A 20,540-nucleotide genomic window follows, 5' to 3' on the forward strand; every position below is an offset into this window, starting at 1 on the left:
AGCCTTGCTCCTACAAGACAGAGGACTTAAACAGCGGCGTTGTAGAACTGCTCGCTGCTCTTCTGCTCAACCAGTGCCTGCTCAATGGCGGCCTGATGCACCTCGTCCGCGTGCTCTTCGCGCGCTTCCGGCAGAATCCCCAGGCGCGAGAACAGTTGCATGTCCTTGTCGGCCTGCGGGTTGGCAGTGGTCAGCAGTTTTTCGCCGTAGAAAATCGAGTTGGCGCCGGCGAAGAACGCCAGGGCCTGCATCTGCTCGTTCATCGCTTCGCGGCCAGCGGACAGGCGCACGTGGGATTTCGGCATCAGGATGCGGGCAACGGCGAGCATGCGGATGAAGTCGAACGGATCGATCTCTTCGGCATTTTCCAGCGGCGTACCGGCGACTTTCACCAGCATGTTGATCGGTACCGATTCCGGGTGCTCCGGCAAGTTGGCCAATTGGATCAGCAGGTTGGCGCGGTCATCGAGGGACTCGCCCATGCCGAGAATACCGCCCGAGCAGATCTTCATCCCCGAATCACGCACGTACGCCAGGGTTTGCAGGCGCTCGCTGTAGGTGCGGGTGGTGATGATGCTGCCGTAGAACTCCGGCGAGGTGTCGAGGTTGTGGTTGTAGTAGTCGAGACCGGCCTGAGCCAGCGCTTCGGTCTGGTCCTGGTCCAGACGGCCCAGGGTCATGCAGGTTTCCAGGCCCATGGCTTTTACGCCTTTGACCATTTCCAGCACGTACGGCATGTCTTTGGCCGACGGGTGTTTCCACGCCGCGCCCATGCAGAAACGGGTCGAACCGATGGCCTTGGCGCGAGCGGCCTCTTCGAGGACCTTCTGCACTTCCATCAGCTTTTCTTTTTCCAGGCCGGTGTTGTAGTGACCGGACTGTGGGCAATATTTGCAATCTTCCGGGCAGGCGCCGGTTTTGATCGAGAGTAGCGTGGAAACCTGGACGCGGTTGGCGTCGAAATGCGCGCGATGCACCGTCTGTGCCTGGAACAACAGGTCGTTGAATGGCTGAACGAAGAGTGCTTTGACTTCGGCCAAAGACCAGTCATGACGCAGGGTTGCAGAGGTGCTGGCGCTCATGGGCGTTTCCTTTGTTTTATGCTTGGCAAGCGGCTGGGGGATGGAATACCCACAGACGCGACACGGATGTTCGGCATATTTAAGGAAGACTCATGCGCTGTCAACCACGTTACGAAGGACCGGTTTACATCTGGTTAAAAAACATACAGCACTGTTTGCTCTGTGCTGAACCGGCCGATGAACACATCCCGATCTGCATGGCCTGCGAAACGGAGCTGCCCTGGCTTGGAGATCACTGCCAAACCTGCGCACTGCCCTTACCGGGCGCCGGGCTGACCTGCGGCCAGTGCCTGAATCAACCGCCTGCCTTCGAGCAAGTCGCCGCACCGTGGACTTACAGCTTCCCGGTGGACACCCTGATCACACGTTTCAAGCACTCTGCAAAGTGGCCGTTTGGTCGGCTGCTCGCCGAACTTCTCGCGCAATTCCTGCAACATCGCTTCGACGAAGACCTGAATCGTCCCGACGCGCTCGTTCCGGTGCCGCTGGCCTCTAAACGTCTGCGCCAACGGGGTTTCAATCAAGCCACCCTGCTTGCCCGCTGGCTCGGCGCCTATCTGGACATGCCTTGCGACGAAACGCTGCTGTTGAGGACTCAAGACACCAACGCGCAGCAGGATTTGAATGCCGACGCCCGCAAAAAGAACCTGCGCAACGCCTTTTCCCTGGCGCCCGGCGCGCGCATCAAGGGCCGTCATTTGGCGTTGGTCGACGACGTGCTGACCACCGGCGCCACGGCGCAAGCCCTCGCCCGGCTGTTGATGGACGCAGGTGCTGCGCGGGTTGACGTCTACTGCCTCGCCCGCACACCCAAACCGGGCGACATGGCCTGACTTGACTCTCGAGTCCCGAGCGGCCAACGTCTTCTCAATTGTCACAGCCCAAAGCGCCCTGCCATGTCCTTGCCTACGTTGTTGTCCCAGCACATTGTCCGTCGTCCGCAGCGCATTGCGTTGCTGCAACACATCGCCGAACAAGGCTCGATTACCCGTGCCGCGAAAAGCGCGGGCCTGAGTTACAAGGCCGCATGGGACGCTATCGACGAGCTGAACAACCTGGCGCAAAAGCCGCTGGTGGAGCGCAGCGTCGGCGGCAAGGGCGGCGGTGGCGCCAAACTCTCCAGCGAAGGCCTGCGCGTGTTGCGCCTTTATCAAAAGCTGCAAGCTTTGCAGGCCCAGGTGCTGGAAGCTGCCGAAGATGCCAGCGATCTGGACCTGCTCGGCCGCCTGATGCTCCGGACCAGCGCGCGCAATCAGCTGCACGGCAAGGTGGTCGAGATTGAAGCTCAGGGGTGCAATGACCTGATCCGTCTTGAACTGGCCGAAGGCTTGAGCATTGATGCGCAGATCACCCACGACAGCACCCTGCGCCTGGAGCTGGAAACCGGCACCGAGGTGGTCGCCTTGATCAAGGCGGGTTGGCTGGATTTGCTGGGCATCGAACAAGAAGAAATACCCGGCAACAACTGCCTGACAGGCATTATCGAAGCAATTCTCGACGCTGAAGACGGCCCGAGCGAAGTGCGTATCGGCCTGCCCAATGGCCCGACGCTGTGCGCGCTGGCGGAACCGCTGCACTTGAGAACCCTCGGGCTTGCCATCGATAAACCCGTGCGCGTGCAATTTTCGCCCTCCAATATCCTGCTGGGCACTCCGCTCTGAAACAAAAACGTCATGGAGGCTCATTAAGGTGTCTGCAAAAACCCGCAGGGAGCCTGATGTGAGCCTATTAGAAGAAAACCAGTCCACCGACCTCGAAAAGATGGTCGGCCTCAGCCGTCGTGGCTTCATCAGCGCCGGTGCCCTCTGCGGTGCCGCCATGTTCCTCGGTGGCAACCTGCTGAGCCGCAGCGTGCTGGCCGCGAGTGTCAGCGCCGGCACCAGCAAACTGCTGGGTTTTGACAGCATCCCCGCCGCCACCAGCGACGCCATCAGCCTGCCAGCGGGTTACAAATCCTCGGTGTTGATCAGCTGGGGCCAGCCCCTGCAAAACAACGGCCCGGCGTTCGATCCCAGTGGCAATGGCACGGCCGAGCAACAAGAAGTCCAGTTCGGCGACAACAATGACGGGATGAGCCTGTTCGAGTTCCCCGGTGAAAAAGACCGGGCGCTGATGGCGATCAACAACGAATACACCAACTACCGCTACCTCTACCCGCATGGCGGTATGCCGCAGTCCGCCGAAGAAGTGCGCAAGGCGCTGGCCTGTGAGGGCGTGACGGTGATCGAAGTGCAGCGCAAGAACGGCCAGTGGCAGTTCGTCCAGGGCTCGCGCTACAACCGTCGTATCCACGGCAACGCACCGATCAGCCTGAGCGGCCCGGCCGCCGGCCATGAACTGCTGAAAACCAGCGTCGACCCGCACGGCAAGAATGTCCTGGGCACCTTCCAGAACTGCGCCAATGGCAAGACGCCGTGGGGTACGTACTTGACGTGCGAAGAGAACTTCACCGACTGCTTCGGCAGCAGCAACGCCGAGCAGAAATTCGACGCTGCGCAGAAACGCTACGGCGCGGTGGCGACCAGCAAAGAGATCAACTGGCACCAGCACGATGAGCGATTCGACCTGGCGAAGAATCCCAACGAGCTCAACCGTCACGGCTGGGTGGTGGAGATCGACCCGTTCGATCCGCAATCGACCCCGATCAAACGCACGGCCCTGGGCCGCTTCAAGCACGAGAACGCCGCGCTGGCAGAAACCCATGACGGCCACGCAGTGGTGTACATGGGCGACGATGAACGTGGCGAGTTCATCTACAAATTCGTCAGCCGCGACAAGATCAACCACAAAAACCCCAAGGCCAACCGCGACCTGCTGGATCACGGCACCTTGTACGTGGCGCGCTTCGACGCCGGCGACGGTAATGCCGATCACCCGAAAGGCCAAGGCGAGTGGGTCGAACTGACTCACGGCAAAAACGGCATCGACGCCAGCAGCGGTTTTGCCGATCAGGCCGAAGTGCTGATCCACGCGCGCCTCGCCGCCAGCGTAGTAAAAGCCACGCGCATGGACCGTCCGGAATGGATCGTCGTCAGCCCCAAGGATGGCCAGGTGTATTGCACCCTGACCAACAACGCCAAGCGTGGCGAAGATGGCCAACCCGTAGGCGGGCCAAACCCGCGCGAGAAGAACGTCTACGGGCAGATTCTGCGCTGGCGCACCGACCGCGATGATCATGGCTCGAAAAACTTTGCCTGGGACCTGTTTGTGGTCGCCGGCAACCCAGGGGTTCACGCCAGCACGCCGAAGGGTGGCTCGTCCAACATCACGCCGCAAAACATGTTCAACAGCCCGGATGGCTTGGGCTTCGACAAGGCCGGGCGGTTGTGGATTCTCACCGATGGCGATTCGAGCAATGCCGGTGACTTTGCGGGCATGGGCAACAATCAGATGCTGTGTGCGGACCCTGCGACCGGGGAAATTCGCCGGTTCATGGTCGGGCCGGTTGGTTGCGAAGTCACCGGGATCAGCTTTTCGCCGGATCAGAAGACGCTGTTTGTCGGGATTCAACATCCGGGAGAGAACGGTGGGTCGACATTCCCTGAGCATCTGCCGAATGGCAAGCCGCGGTCCTCGGTGATGGCGATTTCCCGTGAAGATGACGGGATCGTCGGCGCCTGATAAAGCCCCATCGCGGGCAAGCCTTGCTCCTACAGGAATCGTACACATCTTCTGTAGGAGCACGGCTTGCCCGCGATGGCGTCAGCCGAAACAACACACGACTCAAGCCCACCCCCTAAAGAAGCCCCGTCTGCGCTACCATGCTTGGCCGGACGCGGCAGCCTGCTGCGCGCAGGAGTCAGCATGGCCCACCCGTTTGCAACCCTCACCCCAGACCTCGTGCTCGATGCCGTCGAAAGCATCGGCTTTCTCAGCGACGCGCGCATTCTGGCGCTCAACAGCTACGAGAACCGCGTCTATCAAGTCGGTATCGAAGACTCCGAGCCGCTGATCGCAAAATTCTATCGTCCGCAGCGCTGGACCAACGAAGCGATTCTCGAAGAGCATCAATTCACCTTCGAACTCGCCGAATGCGATGTGCCAGTGGTCGCCCCGATGATCCACAACGGCGCCAGCCTGCACGAACACAACGGCTTTCGTTTCACCTTGTTCCCCCGCCGTGGTGGCCGTGCTCCGGAGCCGGGCAATCTCGATCAGCTCTATCGCCTGGGTCAGTTGCTGGGTCGCCTGCATGCCGTGGGTTCCACCAAACCGTTCGACCACCGTGAAGCGCTGGGCGTGAAGAACTTCGGTCACGACTCGCTGACCACCTTGCTCGAAGGCAATTTTGTACCCAAAAGTTTGCTGCCGGCCTACGAGTCCGTGGCCCGCGACCTGCTCAAGCGAGTAGAAGAGGTCTACAAGGCGACGCCGCACCAGAACATCCGCATGCACGGCGACTGCCACCCCGGCAACATGATGTGCCGCGACGAAATGTTCCACATCGTCGACCTCGACGACTGCCGCATGGGCCCGGCGGTGCAGGACATCTGGATGATGCTGGCCGGTGACCGTCAGGAATGTCTCGGGCAGTTGTCGGAACTGATGGACGGCTACAACGAATTTCACGATTTCGATCCGCGAGAACTGGCGTTGATCGAACCGTTGCGCGCCTTGCGTCTGATGCACTACAGCGCCTGGCTCGCCCGTCGCTGGGACGACCCGGCGTTCCCGCACAGTTTTCCGTGGTTCGGCAGTGAGCGGTATTGGGGTGATCAGGTGTTGGCGTTGCGTGAGCAACTGGCAGCGCTCAATGAAGAGCCACTAAAACTCTTCTGACCCACACAGCCCACACCTGTGGGAGCGAGCCTGCTCGCGATAGCGGTTGATCAATCAACATCGATGTCGACTGACCCGACGCTTTCGCGAGCAGGCTCGCTCCCACAGGGTTGCGTGTTCACAATTGCCCAACCTATTCAGATAGGACATCCACAGACAAATCTCCTTACAATCCCCTCTTTGTTAGCTGCCTAAGCAAGGATTCTGCATGCAAGCCGCCAACCCGCGTCGCGGGTACATTCTGGGCCTGAGTGCCTACATCATCTGGGGACTTTTCCCGCTCTACTTCAAAGCCATCGCCAGTGTGCCCGCCGTGGAGATCATCATCCATCGCGTGCTGTGGTCCGCGTTGTTCGGCGCCTTGTTGCTGATGGTCTGGAAACATCCCGGCTGGTGGCGCGAATTGCGTGACAACCCCAAACGCCTGGCAATCCTGGCCCTGAGCGGCACGCTGATCGCGGCCAACTGGCTGACTTACGTTTGGTCGGTGAACAACGGGCGGATGCTTGAGGCCAGCCTCGGTTACTACATCAACCCGCTGGTGAACGTGTTGCTGGGGATGTTGATCCTCGGCGAACGGCTACGGCGCATGCAATGGTTGGCCGTTGGTTTGGCGGCGATTGGTGTCGCACAGCAGGTTTGGCAAGTCGGCAGCCTGCCCTGGGTGTCGCTGGTGTTGGCGCTGACGTTCGGGTTCTACGGACTGATCCGCAAACAGGCTCCGGTCAAGGCTCTGCCGGGGCTGGTGGTGGAAACCTGGATGCTGGTGCCGATTGCCATTGCCTGGCTGCTATTCAATCAAACCGCCACAAGCGCTCAGCCCGAGTTCTGGACCACTTCTGAAGCCTGGTGGCTGGTGGCCGCCGGCCCGGTCACGCTGGTGCCGCTGGTCTGTTTCAACGCCGCTGCACGGCATTTGCCCTACACGACGTTGGGATTCCTTCAGTACCTGGCGCCGACGCTGGTACTGTTGCAAGCCGTCCTGCTGTTTGGCGAACACCTGTCGTCCAGCACGCTCGTGGCGTTCATCTTTATTTGGGCGGGCCTGGCGGTTTACAGCGTCGATGCGTGGATAAGTCTGCGCCGCCGCAGCTGATCAAAAAACACACAAACCTCTACAGGCCACGTCCCTCGTGGCCTGCATCGATCCTTCCCAAGGTTATCCACAGCGTGATCCCCGGCGTTTGTGCGCAACTCGTTGAAACTGATGGTTTTTTGATCAAATCCTGAAGAAGCCCGGCCGGCGTGGGCTGGCGGGCTGTCTCTACAGGTTATCCACAGGCGGGTGCACGTTTAACTTGGATAACCCTGTCAAGGCTCACTGCGCAGCACCAACTCGACCATCAGATCGTCCGCCAGGGTTTCCAGGCGCGACTGCAATACGTCCAGCGACAAGGTCAGCGGCACCGCAAGGATTGCTTCAGCGTGAAACAGTGGCTCGCTGCTCATCGGCGCCGGGCGCACTTCAGTGACCAACCTTTCCAGATTCACACCTTGTTCGCTGAGCAGACGGGTGATGTCGCGCACGATTCCAGGGCGATCATTGCCCACCAACTCCATCGCAATGGGTTTCCAGGTGCAGGACTGTTCGATGCCGCTTTCGGCAATCAGCACGCGAATGCCTTGGGCGGACAACGCTTGCAGGGCATCGACCAATTCATCGTAGGCCTCGGCCGGTACGCCTACTCGAAGAATCCCGGCGAACTGTCCAGCCATGCGCGACATGCGGCTTTCCAGCCAGTTGCCGCCGTGCTCGGCAATGCACTGGGCGATGCGCTCGACCTGCCCGGCCTTGTCTGGAGCAAATACTGTGAGTACGAGGTGGTCCATGGCGCAGCCCTCTGTCATGACTTTTGTTATAGAAAACCAAGTATAGGCAAGGGGCCGAGGGGTGATGCGACAGATCCGGACTTGCGGTGAATGGACCAGCCTCATCGCGGGCAAGCCTTGCTCCTACAGGTCTGCGTCGATCACTCAATTCGGGCTCCCCCAATCCAGTAGGAGCAAGGCTTGCCCGCGATGGCCTCCCACGGATGAACCTGCCGAAAACAAATCGTGTACAAGTTTTTATATTTAACTGGAACAATCTAATGGTTTTTTGAGAACATCCCGTGCCTCGACGTGACTGCAATGCGTCATGGGGTCGCAGAACGACGTAATTAGTCTAATTTTCACAAGCGCAATTCATCATGTAGTATGCCGCAGCGCGCACTACATAACGTTGGATCGATGTCTGCCACAGGCACACTCGCAACCCTGAAAAGCCCCATCAGCAAGGCCTACAAGCCGTTGATCGGACCGAACCCAGCCGCCCGCAAGGGCATGTACTGGCGGACGGGTTTGTGGTTTAAATGGCCATAGGCTTCATTGTCAAAATTGAAGAGCTGAAAAGCGAAATAGCTGAGCAGAGTGAGGCAAGCAATGACTGAACACGTTCAAGTCGGTGGCCTGCAGGTCGCCAAAGTCCTGTTCGACTTCGTGAACAACGAAGCCATTCCCGGTACCGGCCTCACCGCCGATAAGTTCTGGGCCGGTGCCGACAAGGTCATTCATGACCTGGCCCCGAAGAACAAAGCCCTACTCGCCAAACGCGATGATTTCCAGGCTCGTATCGATGGCTGGCACCAACAGCGTGCCGGTCAGGCGCACGACGCCGTGGCCTATAAAGCCTTCCTGCAAGACATCGGTTATCTGCTGCCAGAAGCAGCCGATTTCCAGGCAACGACGCAAAACGTCGATGACGAAATCGCCCGCATGGCCGGTCCGCAACTTGTGGTTCCGGTGATGAATGCCCGTTTCGCGCTCAATGCTTCGAACGCCCGCTGGGGTTCGCTGTACGACGCGCTCTACGGCACCGACGCCATCAGCGAAGCTGACGGCGCGGAAAAAGGCAAAGGCTACAACAAGGTTCGCGGCGACAAGGTCATTGCCTTCGCCCGTGCTTTCCTCGACGAAGCCGCGCCATTGGCTGCCGGCTCCCACGTCGATTCCACCGGCTACAAGATCGTCGACGGCAAACTGGTGGTCGCCCTCAAAGGCGGCAGCAACACTGGCCTGCGCAGCGATGCACAGTTGATCGGCTTTCAGGGCGATGCGACGGCTCCGACGTCGATCCTGCTGAAAAACAACGGCCTGCATTTCGAAATCCAGATCGATGCCAGCACCCCGGTCGGCCAGACCGACGCTGCCGGCGTCAAAGACATTCTGATGGAAGCCGCGCTGACCACCATCATGGACTGCGAAGACTCCGTCGCCGCCGTCGATGCCGATGACAAAGTGGTGATCTACCGTAACTGGCTTGGCCTGATGAAGGGCGACCTGTCGGAAGAAGTCTCCAAGGGCGGTCAGACTTTTACCCGCACCATGAACGCCGATCGCACCTACACCGGTGTCGATGGCAAGGAACTGAGCCTGCACGGTCGTTCACTGTTGTTCGTGCGTAACGTCGGTCACCTGATGACCATCGACGCCATCGTCGACAAAGACGGCAACGAAGTGCCGGAAGGCATTCTCGACGGCCTGGTGACCAGCCTCGCGGCGATTCACAGCCTCAACGGCAGCAGTTCACGCAAGAACAGCCGCACCGGCTCGGTTTACATCGTGAAACCGAAAATGCACGGCCCGGAAGAAGCCGCATTCACCAACGAGCTGTTTGGTCGCATCGAAGAAGTTCTCGGCTTGCCGCGCAACACGCTGAAAGTCGGGATCATGGACGAGGAGCGCCGCACAACGGTCAACCTCAAGGCCTGCATCAAGGCTGCCAGCGAGCGCGTAGTGTTTATCAACACCGGTTTCCTCGACCGCACGGGCGATGAAATCCACACATCCATGGAAGCCGGCCCAATGGTGCGCAAGGCCGACATGAAGGCCGAGAAGTGGATTGGTGCCTACGAAAACTGGAACGTCGACATCGGTTTGAGCACTGGCCTGCAAGGTCGCGCGCAGATCGGCAAAGGCATGTGGGCCATGCCTGACCTGATGGCCGCGATGCTCGAACAGAAAATCGCTCACCCGCTGGCCGGCGCCAACACCGCCTGGGTTCCATCGCCGACCGCCGCTGCACTGCACGCGTTGCACTACCACAAGGTTGACGTGTTCGCCCGTCAGGCTGAACTGGCCAAACGTGCTCGTGCTTCGGTGGACGACATCCTGACCATTCCATTGGCGGTGAACCCGCAGTGGACCGCAGAGCAGATCAAGAACGAACTGGACAACAACGCCCAGGGCATTCTCGGTTATGTAGTGCGCTGGATCGACCAAGGTGTCGGTTGCTCGAAAGTACCGGACATCAACGACGTCGGCCTGATGGAAGACCGCGCGACGTTGCGTATTTCCAGCCAGCACATCGCCAACTGGCTGCGCCATGGCATCGTCACCGAAGAGCAAGTGATGGAAAGCCTCAAGCGCATGGCGCCGGTGGTTGACCGTCAGAACGCCAATGACGCGCTGTACCGTCCGCTGTCTCCGAACTTCGACAGCAACATCGCCTTCCAGGCGGCGGTCGAACTGGTGGTCGAAGGCACTAAACAGCCGAACGGCTACACCGAGCCGGTTCTGCACCGTCGTCGTCGCGAGTTCAAGGCTGCCAATGGCCTGTAAGTAAGCGATAACGCCGGACAAAAAAGGCCCTGATCGAAAGATCAGGGCCTTTTTGTTTCAAATCGGAACCTGCGGATCCATTCCCAACTCATGCTTGACCAGCGCCAACAGCTTGCCGGTATCGACAGGCTTGAGCAGGAAGTCGACCACGCTTAAATGCATCGCGGCGATCGCATCTTTAATGTCGGCGTCACCGGAAACGATGATGAATGGCATTGCCGCCCGAACCGACTCACGAACCTGGCGGATCAGGTCCAGACCATCGACATTTCCCATCCGCAGATCGGTAATCACCAGGCCAATCGATGGCATCGTCTCCAACATCCTGAGTGCCGTTTCGCCACTGGCGGCAGTCATGCTGCGCACCCCGTCCAGCGCCAGAATCTCCGACAGCAACTCGCGCGCGTCTTTATCGTCGTCGACGATCAGCACCCGCTGCGGCGGCAGGTCAGGTTCCAGCATGACGTCACTCAGCGCCTTGCGCTCGGCATCACTCAAAATATCGTGGTCGGACATGGCGTTCTCTACGTTTTCATTTCAATTCCTTAGCACATCCGTCAGATATCGCTAAGCAGACCTTCAATGTGCACTTCGTCGGAAAATTTTCCTATAGTCAATGTAGGTGTTTTTTCTCACAGTTGTGTCAAACATTTCCTAACTTCCGACACCTGCATTGCCTACCTAGACTTACGTCCAATGGGCACCCTGCGCGCAGGGGCCGACCATGGCTGGGTCATCCGACAACAATAACTCCAACGACTGCGGTAATGGTTATGAGTAAAGCGGACGCCTTCACACAGGCAGGGAAAACCGCGGTGTTGCAGAACATCCAGGGCACTTTGCAATTTCTTCAGCGTTTTCCGCCCTTCAATCAGATGGAACACGCTCACCTGGCGTACCTGGTTGAGCAATGTCAGCTGCGTTTTTATGCCCCCGGCGAGAGCATCATCAAGCCCGCCGATGGCCCGGTTGAGCATTTCTACATCGTCAAACAGGGCCGCGTCGTCGGTGAGCGCCCGCACACCGCCAAGGGCGGCACCGAAACCACCTTCGAAATCACCACCGGCGAGTGCTTCCCCCTCGCCGCGCTGCTGGGTGAGCGTGCGACCCGCACCGAACACCTTGCCGCCGAAGACACCTTCTGCCTGCAGCTGAACAAGCTGGCGTTCATCAAACTGTTCGCACTTTCCAGTACCTTTCGCGATTTTGCCTTGCGTGGCGTCAGTAGCTTGCTGGATCAGGTCAACCAGCAAGTCCAGCAAAAAGCCGTGGAGACCCTCGGCACTCAGTATTCGCTGAACACGCGCCTGGGCGAATTGGCCATGCGCCACCCGGTGACTTGCAGCCCGGCGACGCCGTTGCGTGAAGCGGTGAAGCTGATGCACGAGCAACAGGTCGGCAGCATCGTCGTGGTCGATGAGCACAAAGCCCCGCTGGGGATTTTTACCCTGCGCGACCTGCGCCATGTCGTGGCCGAGGGCAACAACGACTTCAACGAAGCCATCGAGCGGCACATGACCCAGGCGCCGTTTTTCCTGACGCCGGACCACAGCGCTTTCGACGCGGCCATCGCCATGACCGAGCGGCACATCGCCCACGTCTGCCTGGTGAAAGATCACCGCCTGTGCGGCGTGGTCTCGGAGCGCGACCTGTTTTCCCTGCAGCGGGTTGATCTGGTGCACCTGGCACGGACGATTCGCAGTGCCCAGCGCATCGAAAACCTGGTGCTGATACGTGGCGAGATCGGCCAACTGGTCGAGCGCATGCTGGCTCATGGCGCGTCGTCGACGCAGATCACCCACATCATCACCCTGCTCAACGATCACACTGTGTGCCGGGTGATCGAACTGACCCTCGCCGACAAAGGCGACCCCGGCGTGCCATTCAGTTGGCTGTGCTTCGGCAGTGAAGGCCGTCGCGAGCAGACACTGCACACCGATCAGGACAACGGCATTCTGTTCGAGGCCCGGGATGCGGCGCATGCGGCAGAAATTCGCGGCAAGCTGTTGCCCATTGCCCAGCAGATCAACCAGAGCCTGGCGCTCTGCGGCTTTACGCTGTGCAAGGGCAACATCATGGCGGGCAACCCGGAGCTGTGCTTGTCGCGTGCTGAATGGGCGCGACGGTTTGCGGCGTTTATCCGCGAGGCGACGCCGGAGAACCTGCTGGGTTCGAGCATCTATTTCGACTTGCGCGTGGTCTGGGGTGACGAGCAAGGGTGCGAGCAATTGCGCCGCGGGATTCTCGATCAGGTCGGCGATAACCGGTTGTTCCAGCGGATGTTGGCCGAGAACGCCTTACGCAATCGTCCCCCTGTGGGGCGTTTTCGTGAGTTCGTACTGGCGCGCAAAAACGGTGAAAAAGCCACGCTGGACTTGAAGGTCCAGGGGTTGACGCCTTTCGTCGACGGCGCACGGTTGCTGGCATTGGCTCACGGCATCGAGACCAACAATACCCTGGAGCGCTTTCGCCAACTGGTGGCCAAGGAAATCATTCAGCCGCTGGACGGTGCGGCGTATGAAGAGGCGTACCACTTCATTCAGCAAACCCGCATGCAGCAACATCAGTTACAGACCCGGGAGAATTTGCCCTATTCCAACCGGGTCGATCCGGACAGTCTCAATCATCTGGACCGACGGATCCTGCGTGAATCCCTGCGCCAGGCGCAACGCCTGCAAAGCAGCCTGACCCTGCGGTACCAGCTATGAGCCTGTTTTCATGGCTGCGTCCGGTCACCCCGATCCTGACAGACGAATGGCAACAACGTTTGCAGCGCTTGCCAGCGGCGACCGAGCTGGGTGGATGCAGCCTGCGCGAACAGCGCTGGGTGGTGCTCGACCTGGAAACCACCGGGCTGAACCTGAACAAGGACCGGGTGTTGTCCATCGGTGCCGTGGTGATTGAGGACGGCGCCATCGACTTCAGCCAGCAGTTCGAACGCACGCTGCAATGCGCCGACCTGAAGCTCGCACCCAGCATGCTGATTCATGGGTTGGGCCCAAGCGCCATTGCGGCCGGCAGCGACCCGGCGCAAGCCTTGCTCGAATTCATGGAATTCGTCGGTGACAGCCCGGTGTTGGCGTTTCATGCACCCTTCGATCAGCACATGCTTGGCCGGGCACTGAAAGACCACTTGGGCTATAAGTTGGCCCATCCGTTTCTGGATGTGGCAGACATCGCCCCGCTGCTGTGTCCACAGGCTCACATTCGAGACGCCGGGCTGGATGAGTGGATCGACTGGTTCAAACTGCAAGTGTTCGAGCGACATAACGCCAGTGCCGACGCCTTGGCGACGGCCGAATTGGCATTGATCCTGTTCAGCCGGGCGCGGCAGCAGCAGATTCATAGCCCGCTGAACCTGCAACAGCGGCTGAGTCAGTGGAAACGCCGGCAGCAGGCCCCCTCCTTTTAAATATGCAGTGACTGTTCTGGCGCCTTCGCGGGCAAGCCCGCTCCTACAGGGGCACTCGGTCACCTGTGGGAGCGTGGCTTGCCCGCGATGAACGATGACGCGGTAAAGCTGAATGCATACAGCTCAATCCACCCGACCAGCGCCAATTGCGTACCGTCCCCTCCTCTGCGACAATCGCGAACAATTCTCGTTAGTTAACACTTCCCAATCGGTAATGCTGCGTGTCGTCAATCCAAAGCCCCCACAGTGAGCTCGTTGGTGCGTTATATCGCGACCATCGCAGCTGGCTATTGGCCTGGCTGCGACGCAACGTGGCTTGCCCGCAACGTGCAGAAGACCTGAGCCAGGACACTTTTGTGCGGTTGCTGGGTCGGGACGAACTGATAGAGCCTCGCGAGCCGCGGGCGTTTCTGGTGGCGATTGCCAAAGGCTTGCTATTCGACTATTTCCGCCGCGCCGCGCTGGAACAGGCCTACCTCGCCGAACTGATGCTGATCCCCGAAGGCGAACAACCGTCGGTCGAGGAGCAGCAGATGATCCTCGAAGACCTCAAAGCCATCGACCGCTTGCTGGGTCAGCTGTCGAGCAAGGCCCGGGCCGCGTTTCTCTATAACCGCCTCGACGGCCTCGGTCATACCGAAATCGCCCAGCGACTGGGCGTCTCGGTGCCGCGTGTTCGGCAATACCTGGCCCAGGGGATTCGTCAGTGCTACATCGCGTTGTACGGTGAGCCGGTATGAACCCGGTCAGCTCCAAACCGGTATCGGCCAAGGTGCTGGATGCGGCGATTGCCTGGCAATTGTCCCTGGACTCCGGCAACCCAGTGGAGCGCGAAGCGTTCAGTCAATGGCACGCGGCCCACGAGGAACATGCCCGCGCCTGGCGCCAGCTGGGCATGCTCGACCAGCGCTTCAGCGTTGCCAACGGCCCGGCCCGTACGGCGTTGCTGCAATCGCGTGAAAACATTCGCCGCCGTGTGCGCAAACTGGGCAGCGGCGTGGCCAGCGTTGTCGCGGTGATCGGGCTGGCCCTGTTTGCCGGTGATCGTTATCTGCCTCTCGACTACTGGCTGGCCGACCAGCGCACCGCCACCGGCGAGCAGCGCACCCTGCGCCTCGCAGACGGCACGCTGATCAACCTCAATACCCACAGCGCCGTGGACATCCGTTTTGATGAGAAGCAGCGGCGAATCATCCTTCAAGAAGGCGAAATCCTCGTCGAGACCGGTCACGGCGATGCCCGGCCGTTTATCGTCGAAACCCGCGAAGGCAGCATGCAAGCGCTAGGGACGCTCTTCCTGGTCAAGCGCGAGGAAGCAGGCACGCGCCTGAGCGTGTTGAAGTCCGCGGTGGCGGCGCATCCGCAATCGAGCTCCGAGGAACAGATTCTGCACGAAGGTCAGCAAGTGCTGATACGCAGCAATGGCCTGGGGCCGGTTGTCGCCGTCAACCTCGACGCCGACGCCTGGACCCGCGGCATGCTGGTGGTCGACAACGCTCGCCTGGAAGATCTGGTGCATGAGCTCGCTCGGTATCGTCGCGGGTATTTAGGCGTAGCACCGGAGATTGCCGACCTGCGCATTACCGGCAGTTTTCCGCTACACGACACCGACAAGGCCCTGAGCACCCTGTTGCCGACCCTGCCGGTGCAGATTGAACAGTACACACCGTGGTGGGTGACGGTGGCGAAAGCTGACCTAAAACCTTAAGTCATGCGGTGTCTGATCGGCCGCCTTCGCGAGCAGGCTCGCTCCCACATGGACTCTCCAGTGTTCACAAGAGGGGTGTTCACAGGAGATCAAATGTGGGAGCGAGCCGGCTCCGGGCGGCGTTCCGACGAAGAGGCCATCAGCCTCATCAATTTTCTGAATCGAAATTATTTTCATCCAGCCCTATCAGTTTTCGAATCTCGTGCGGCACCTAAGCAATTGAGAAATATTTCTATTCAGGAGCCGCTGTATGCCCCGTTCGCTCTACAACTTGTTGCGCCCCAGCTTACTGGCTGTCGCAATTGCCCTTTTCACGCCTTTGGCCAGTAGCCAACTGATCGCCGCTGAACAGGCATCCAGCGTTCGCGCCTACAACCTGCCGGCCGCACCGTTGGCCAGCACCCTGAACCAGATTGCGAGTCAGGCCGGTCTGGCGCTGTCGTTGAATCCATCGCTGGCCTCAGGCAAGTCCTCGGCACCGGTGAAGGGTCAGTTCGACGCTGCCGGCGCCCTGCGTGAAGCCTTGCGTGGCACGGGTCTGCAACTGGAACAAAGCAGCGCCGGCACCTACAGCCTGGTCGCTATTCCCGAGGGCACACTGGCCCTGCCGGAAACCGCCGTCATCGGCTTTGGAGCCAGCGAAATCGCCTGGGGCCCGGTAGAAGGCTACCTGGCCACTCGCACCGCCGCCGGCACCAAGACCGATACAGCGCTGGTCGACGTGCCGCGCTCGATTTCGGTCGTCACCCGCGACCAAATGGACGACCGCAATGTGCAAAACCTCGATGATGCCGTGCGCTACATGCCCGGTATCACCGCCAGCAGCTATGGCAGCGACACCCGCGCCGACTGGCTGCGCGTTCGCGGTTTTGAACCGACCCAGTTCCTCGACGGCCTGCCACTGCCTAAAGGCGTGTATGCCAACCCGAAACAAGAAACCTGGAACCTCGATCGCCTGTCCGTGCTGCGCGGCCCGGCCTCCTCCGTTTACGGCCAGACTCCGCCGGGCGGCCTGCTGGACATGGTCAGCCGGCGTCCAACGGCTATAGAGAGCAACGAGATCGATCTGCAATACGGCAGCTACAATTATCGTCAGATCAACTTCGCCAACACCGGCAAGATTGATGACGAAGGCCAGTTTCTTTACAGCCTGAGCGGTGTGGTGCGCGACAGCGGCACGCAGATCGACCACGTAGACAACAAGCGCTACAACATTGCGCCGAGCCTGACCTGGAACATCGACCCGGACACCCAGTTCACCTTGCTGACGCAATTCACCCGCGACGATACCGGCATCACCAGCCAGTTCCTGCCGGTGCAAGGCACCAAAATCGACATGCCGTTTGGTGATATTTCACATCACAAGAACCTTGGCGATCCGGACTGGGAATACTACGACCGCACCTACTACGCGCTGGGCTATGCGTTCGAACATCGCCTGAACGACGTCTGGCAGTTCAAGCAGAACCTGCGTTACACCAAGACGGACCTGTCATTCCAGGCCATCACCGTCGGCGCGTATCCGTTCACCCAGGTTGATGATGCTGGCAACGTTGGCCGCACCACCACCAGCGTCGAAGAAGACATCAGCCAGTTCGCCGTGGATAACAACTTCCAGGCCGACTTCGCGACGGGCGACGTGCGTCACACCGTGCTGTTGGGTCTCGACCACCAGCGCAGCAATACCAACTACCTCTCCATCTTCGGCACCGCACCGCCGATCAACGTCAATAACCCGATCTACGGTTTGCCAATCGAGCGTCCGGACCGTTCCACCGCGTTCTACGATTACGACCAGAAGACCTACCAGACCGGCCTGTACGCGCAGGATCAGATGGTCCTCGACCATTGGCTCGTGACACTCGGCGGACGTGAGGACTGGGTGCACACCGGCACCAAGTTCTTCAACAAAGACGATGCCACCAACACCCAACGTGACAAGAACTTCAGCGGCAACGCGGCGATCAGCTATGTGTTCGACTCGGGCTTTGTGCCGTACCTGTCGTACGCCGAGTCCTTCCAGCCCACGACCGGCGCTTCGGCCTCGGCCACCGAATCGTTCAAACCCACCAAAGGCAATCAGTGGGAGCTGGGCATCAAATACCAACCACCGGGCAGCAACACCCTGCTGACCGCCGCAATCTACGACCTGACCCAGAAAAACGTTTCGGTCACCACCAACGTTGGCGGCACGTCGATCACCAGCCAGACCGGCGAAGTCAAAGTCAAAGGCCTGGAGCTGGAAGCCGTTTCCGACGTCAACGAAAACCTCAAGCTCATCGCGGCGTACACCCTGGCCAAATCCGAAGTACAAGATGGCGAATTCAAGGGCAATCGCCTGCAACTGATGCCTAACCAGCAGGCGTCGCTGTGGGCTGACTACACCTGGCACAACGGCGTGCTGGACGGCTTCGGCGTGGGTGCCGGCGCTCGCTACACCGGCAATACCTACGGCGATCAGGCCAACACCGAACTGGGCAAGGCAGATGCCTACACCGTGTTCGACGCCGCTGTTCATTACGACCTCGGTCGTCTGGACAACAGCCTGAAAGGCGCATCCCTGGCTTTGAACGCCACCAACCTGCTCAACAAGGACTACATCTCCACTTGTGACGGTTTCTACTGCTACTACGGCGACCTGCGCAGTGTCGTCGCCAGTGCAACCTACAAGTGGTAATCGTCTGACCTGACATGCCCCAAAACCAGGCTGCCCTATTCCGGGCGGCTTTGGTATTTCTGAAGGCCTGGAAATGAAAAGTATAACAATTCGCCGCTGGTCCTTTGTCCACACCTGGACCAGCCTGATCTGCACGGTCTTCCTGCTGATGCTGGCACTGACCGGGTTGCCGTTAATCTTCCACCACGAGATCGACCACCTGTTGGGAGATGCCGCCGAGTTGAAGCAAATGCCGGCGGACACGCCGATGCTCGATTTGCAGCAGCTGGTGCTGGCGGCTGAAAAGCATCGTCCCGGTGAGGTCATGCAGTATTTCGGTTTTGAAGACGATGAGCCCAATGGTGCCGTAACAATCATGGCGGCTACCGCCGGCACCGAACCAAACTCGTCACACACCTTCATGCTCGACGCCCGCACCGGCGAAGCTGTGGAAATGCCATCGGCCAACAGGGGGTTCATGATGGTCATGCTGCGCCTGCATGTGGACATGTTTGCCGGTCTGCCGGGCAAGTTGTTGCTGGCGTTCATGGGGCTGATGTTTGTGGTCGCCATCATTTCCGGGGCGGTGCTGTATTTGCCGTTCATGCGCCGCTTGAAGTTCGCCACGGTACGCCAAGACAAATCCACTCGCCTGCGCTGGCTTGATCTACACAACCTGATCGGTGTGGTCACACTGACCTGGGCACTGGTCGTCGGTGTGACAGGCGTCATCAGCGCCTGCGCCGACCTGCTGATTGCTGCCTGGCGCAACGACAGCCTGAACGCGATGGTCGCGCCGTACCGCGACGCGCCACCGCTGACGCACATCGCACCGGCGACCCGCCTGCTCGACATCGCCAGGGAAGTTGCGCCGGACATGACGCCGGACTTCATCGCCTTCCCCGGCACGCGGTTTTCCAGCGAGCACCATTACGCGGTGTTCATGAAAGGCAGCACCCACCTGACTTCGCACTTGCTGACTCCGGTGCTGATCGACGCCAGCACCCTGCAAGTCACCGCCGTGGCTGAGCGACCGTGGTACATGGACGCCATGGGCATGTCGCAGCCACTGCACTTCGGCGATTATGGCGGTATGCCGATGAAGATCCTGTGGGCGACCCTTGATGTGCTGACCATCATTGTGCTCGGCAGTGGGGTTTACCTGTGGGTGGTGCGGCGCAAAGCGGCAAAACCTGTGCTCGAACACGCCGAGGCTCAAGCATGAAGCCAAGGCAATCGAACTTCTGGAAGGTCTTCGGCACGCCCACGGTTATCGCCTTGCTCAGCGCCGCCGGGTTATTCGCGGCGCTGCTGGGTGATGGCGTGTGGGACGCCTTGAGCTGGCTTGGTCTAGGCGTTCCCGCCTTCTTCGCCCTGCGCGGCCTGCTGCAACGCCGCTGATTTTTGTGGGAGCGAGCCTGCTCGCGAAAGCGGTGTGTCAGTCATTTGTGTACCGACTGGCAGATTGCATTCGTCGGAACGCCGCCCGGAGCCGGCTCGCTCCCACAGGGGGCATCCGTACTTGTCAGCTTGAGCTCCCGCATCAACGCGCTATGCTGCCCTGCACTGACCCAGACCGAGATGTCGCCATGTCCGCCCCCAGCATGACCCTGTACCACAACGCTCTATCGCCCTTCGTTCGTAAAGTCATGGTGTTGCTGCACGAGACCGGTCAGACCGGCCGCGTGGCGCTGCAAGACTGTGTGCTCACACCGGTCAGCCCCGATCAGTCACTCAACGAAGACAACCCGCTGGGCAAAATCCCCGCCCTGCGCCTGGCCGACGGCAACGTCATCCATGACAGCCGGGTGATCCTCGATTACCTCGACCACCAGCACGTCGGCAACCCGCTGATCCCGCGCGAAGGTTCGGCCCGCTGGCGGCGCCTGACCTTGGCCTCGCTGGCCGACGGGGTCATGGACGCTTCGGTGATGGTTCGTTATGAGTTGGTCCTGCGCGCCCCGGAGAAACACTGGGATGAGTGGCTGGATGCCCAGCGCGGCAAGATTCGTCGCGGCTTGGCGCTACTGGAAAAAGACGCGATTGCCGAGCTGACCAGCCATTTCGATGTCGCGGCGATCAGCGTTGCCTGTGCGTTGGGTTACATCGACTTGCGCCATCCGGATCTGGAGTGGCGCGAGGCGAATCCGCAGTTGGCGGCGTGGTATTTCGAGGTGAGTCAGCGGCCTTCGATGTTGGCGACGATGCCTAAGGTTTAGATCTTCGCTGACTGTTCCGGCCTCATCGCGAGCAGGCTCGCTCCCACAGTTTGATCGTTGGTGTACACAGAATTTGAGTCCACTG

At 60.0% G+C, this 20,540-nt stretch carries 17 protein-coding genes and 1 pseudogene; 14 read left to right on the forward strand and 4 right to left on the reverse strand.

Annotated features, from left to right (window positions below; genetic code table 11):
- Positions 1–26: 26 nt before the first annotated feature.
- On the reverse strand, positions 27–1,082 hold the full coding sequence (gene bioB, locus ACWGZX_RS11735; RefSeq protein ID WP_223521027.1) for a biotin synthase BioB: 1,056 nt from the start codon (positions 1,080–1,082) through the stop codon (positions 27–29).
- A 92-nt stretch (positions 1,083–1,174) separates the two neighbouring features.
- Here bioB and ACWGZX_RS11740 point away from each other — a divergent pair, with 92 nt between their 5' ends.
- The 4 genes from ACWGZX_RS11740 (at position 1,175) to ACWGZX_RS11755 (ending at position 5,861) form a co-directional block, all read left to right on the forward strand.
- Positions 1,175–1,915: a ComF family protein gene (locus tag ACWGZX_RS11740; protein WP_452628403.1), complete on the forward strand. Its 741-nt coding sequence runs from the start codon at positions 1,175–1,177 to the stop codon at positions 1,913–1,915.
- A gap of 63 nt (positions 1,916–1,978) precedes the next feature.
- Entirely contained in the window at positions 1,979–2,743 is a 765-nt protein-coding gene (locus tag ACWGZX_RS11745) for a TOBE domain-containing protein (RefSeq protein ID WP_452628404.1), read from the forward strand.
- Positions 2,744–2,801: 58 nt separating this feature from the next.
- Positions 2,802–4,703: a PhoX family protein gene (locus tag ACWGZX_RS11750; RefSeq protein WP_452628405.1), complete on the forward strand. Its 1,902-nt coding sequence runs from the start codon at positions 2,802–2,804 to the stop codon at positions 4,701–4,703.
- Between the two features lie 183 nt (positions 4,704–4,886).
- Positions 4,887–5,861: a serine/threonine protein kinase gene (locus tag ACWGZX_RS11755; RefSeq protein ID WP_007947707.1), complete on the forward strand. Its 975-nt coding sequence runs from the start codon at positions 4,887–4,889 to the stop codon at positions 5,859–5,861.
- 13 nt (positions 5,862–5,874) lie between these two features.
- Here the strand turns inward: ACWGZX_RS11755 and ACWGZX_RS11760 are convergent.
- Positions 5,875–5,967 (reverse strand): annotated as a pseudogene (locus ACWGZX_RS11760) (metal ABC transporter ATP-binding protein); the annotation flags it as partial.
- A 102-nt stretch (positions 5,968–6,069) separates the two neighbouring features.
- Between ACWGZX_RS11760 and rarD the strand changes: the two are divergent.
- Positions 6,070–6,957: an EamA family transporter RarD gene (gene rarD / locus ACWGZX_RS11765; protein WP_452628406.1), complete on the forward strand. Its 888-nt coding sequence runs from the start codon at positions 6,070–6,072 to the stop codon at positions 6,955–6,957.
- A 215-nt stretch (positions 6,958–7,172) separates the two neighbouring features.
- Here the strand turns inward: rarD and ACWGZX_RS11770 are convergent, their stop codons facing one another.
- Positions 7,173–7,691: a glycine cleavage system protein R gene (locus tag ACWGZX_RS11770; protein WP_027926687.1), complete on the reverse strand. Its 519-nt coding sequence runs from the start codon at positions 7,689–7,691 to the stop codon at positions 7,173–7,175.
- Between the two features lie 591 nt (positions 7,692–8,282).
- On the opposite strand from ACWGZX_RS11770, the gene ACWGZX_RS11775 reads away from it, so the two are divergent.
- Positions 8,283–10,460 (forward strand): malate synthase G, encoded by a 2,178-nt coding sequence (locus tag ACWGZX_RS11775; protein WP_452628407.1) that lies wholly within the window; start codon positions 8,283–8,285, stop codon positions 10,458–10,460.
- Between the two features lie 57 nt (positions 10,461–10,517).
- Here the strand turns inward: ACWGZX_RS11775 and ACWGZX_RS11780 are convergent, their stop codons facing one another.
- The gene (locus ACWGZX_RS11780; protein WP_452628408.1) at positions 10,518–10,976 is read right to left on the reverse strand and encodes a response regulator; all 459 of its coding nucleotides are present in this window, start codon (positions 10,974–10,976) and stop codon (positions 10,518–10,520) included.
- 251 nt (positions 10,977–11,227) lie between these two features.
- Between ACWGZX_RS11780 and ACWGZX_RS11785 the strand changes: the two genes are divergently transcribed.
- The 8 genes from ACWGZX_RS11785 to ACWGZX_RS11820 all read left to right on the forward strand — a co-directional run bounded on the left by ACWGZX_RS11785 (position 11,228) and on the right by ACWGZX_RS11820 (position 20,455).
- Positions 11,228–13,168 (forward strand): putative nucleotidyltransferase substrate binding domain-containing protein, encoded by a 1,941-nt coding sequence (locus ACWGZX_RS11785; RefSeq protein ID WP_452628409.1) that lies wholly within the window; start codon positions 11,228–11,230, stop codon positions 13,166–13,168.
- Positions 13,165–13,872: a 3'-5' exonuclease gene (locus tag ACWGZX_RS11790; protein WP_452628410.1), complete on the forward strand. Its 708-nt coding sequence runs from the start codon at positions 13,165–13,167 to the stop codon at positions 13,870–13,872. Before ACWGZX_RS11785 ends, ACWGZX_RS11790 begins: the two co-directional genes overlap by 4 nt.
- A gap of 221 nt (positions 13,873–14,093) precedes the next feature.
- Positions 14,094–14,612: an RNA polymerase sigma factor gene (locus ACWGZX_RS11795; protein WP_452628411.1), complete on the forward strand. Its 519-nt coding sequence runs from the start codon at positions 14,094–14,096 to the stop codon at positions 14,610–14,612.
- Positions 14,609–15,580, forward strand: coding sequence for a FecR domain-containing protein (locus ACWGZX_RS11800; protein ID WP_452628412.1), 972 nt, complete (start codon positions 14,609–14,611; stop codon positions 15,578–15,580). The genes ACWGZX_RS11795 and ACWGZX_RS11800 overlap by 4 nt, the downstream gene beginning before the upstream one ends.
- Before the next feature lie 250 nt (positions 15,581–15,830).
- Positions 15,831–18,257 carry a TonB-dependent siderophore receptor gene (locus ACWGZX_RS11805; RefSeq protein ID WP_452628413.1) on the forward strand — a complete coding sequence of 809 codons (2,427 nt, stop codon included), beginning with the start codon at positions 15,831–15,833 and terminating at the stop codon, positions 18,255–18,257.
- A gap of 73 nt (positions 18,258–18,330) precedes the next feature.
- Complete coding sequence (locus ACWGZX_RS11810; RefSeq protein ID WP_452628414.1) at positions 18,331–19,461, forward strand: PepSY-associated TM helix domain-containing protein; 1,131 nt, start codon at positions 18,331–18,333, stop codon at positions 19,459–19,461.
- Positions 19,458–19,637 carry a hypothetical protein gene (locus ACWGZX_RS11815; protein ID WP_007947719.1) on the forward strand — a complete coding sequence of 60 codons (180 nt, stop codon included), beginning with the start codon at positions 19,458–19,460 and terminating at the stop codon, positions 19,635–19,637. The genes ACWGZX_RS11810 and ACWGZX_RS11815 overlap by 4 nt, the downstream gene beginning before the upstream one ends.
- A gap of 188 nt (positions 19,638–19,825) precedes the next feature.
- Positions 19,826–20,455 carry a glutathione S-transferase gene (locus ACWGZX_RS11820; protein WP_452628415.1) on the forward strand — a complete coding sequence of 210 codons (630 nt, stop codon included), beginning with the start codon at positions 19,826–19,828 and terminating at the stop codon, positions 20,453–20,455.
- The last annotated feature ends 85 nt before the right edge of the window (positions 20,456–20,540 follow it).

This window comes from Pseudomonas sp. CLCA07 (genome assembly GCF_053615335.1).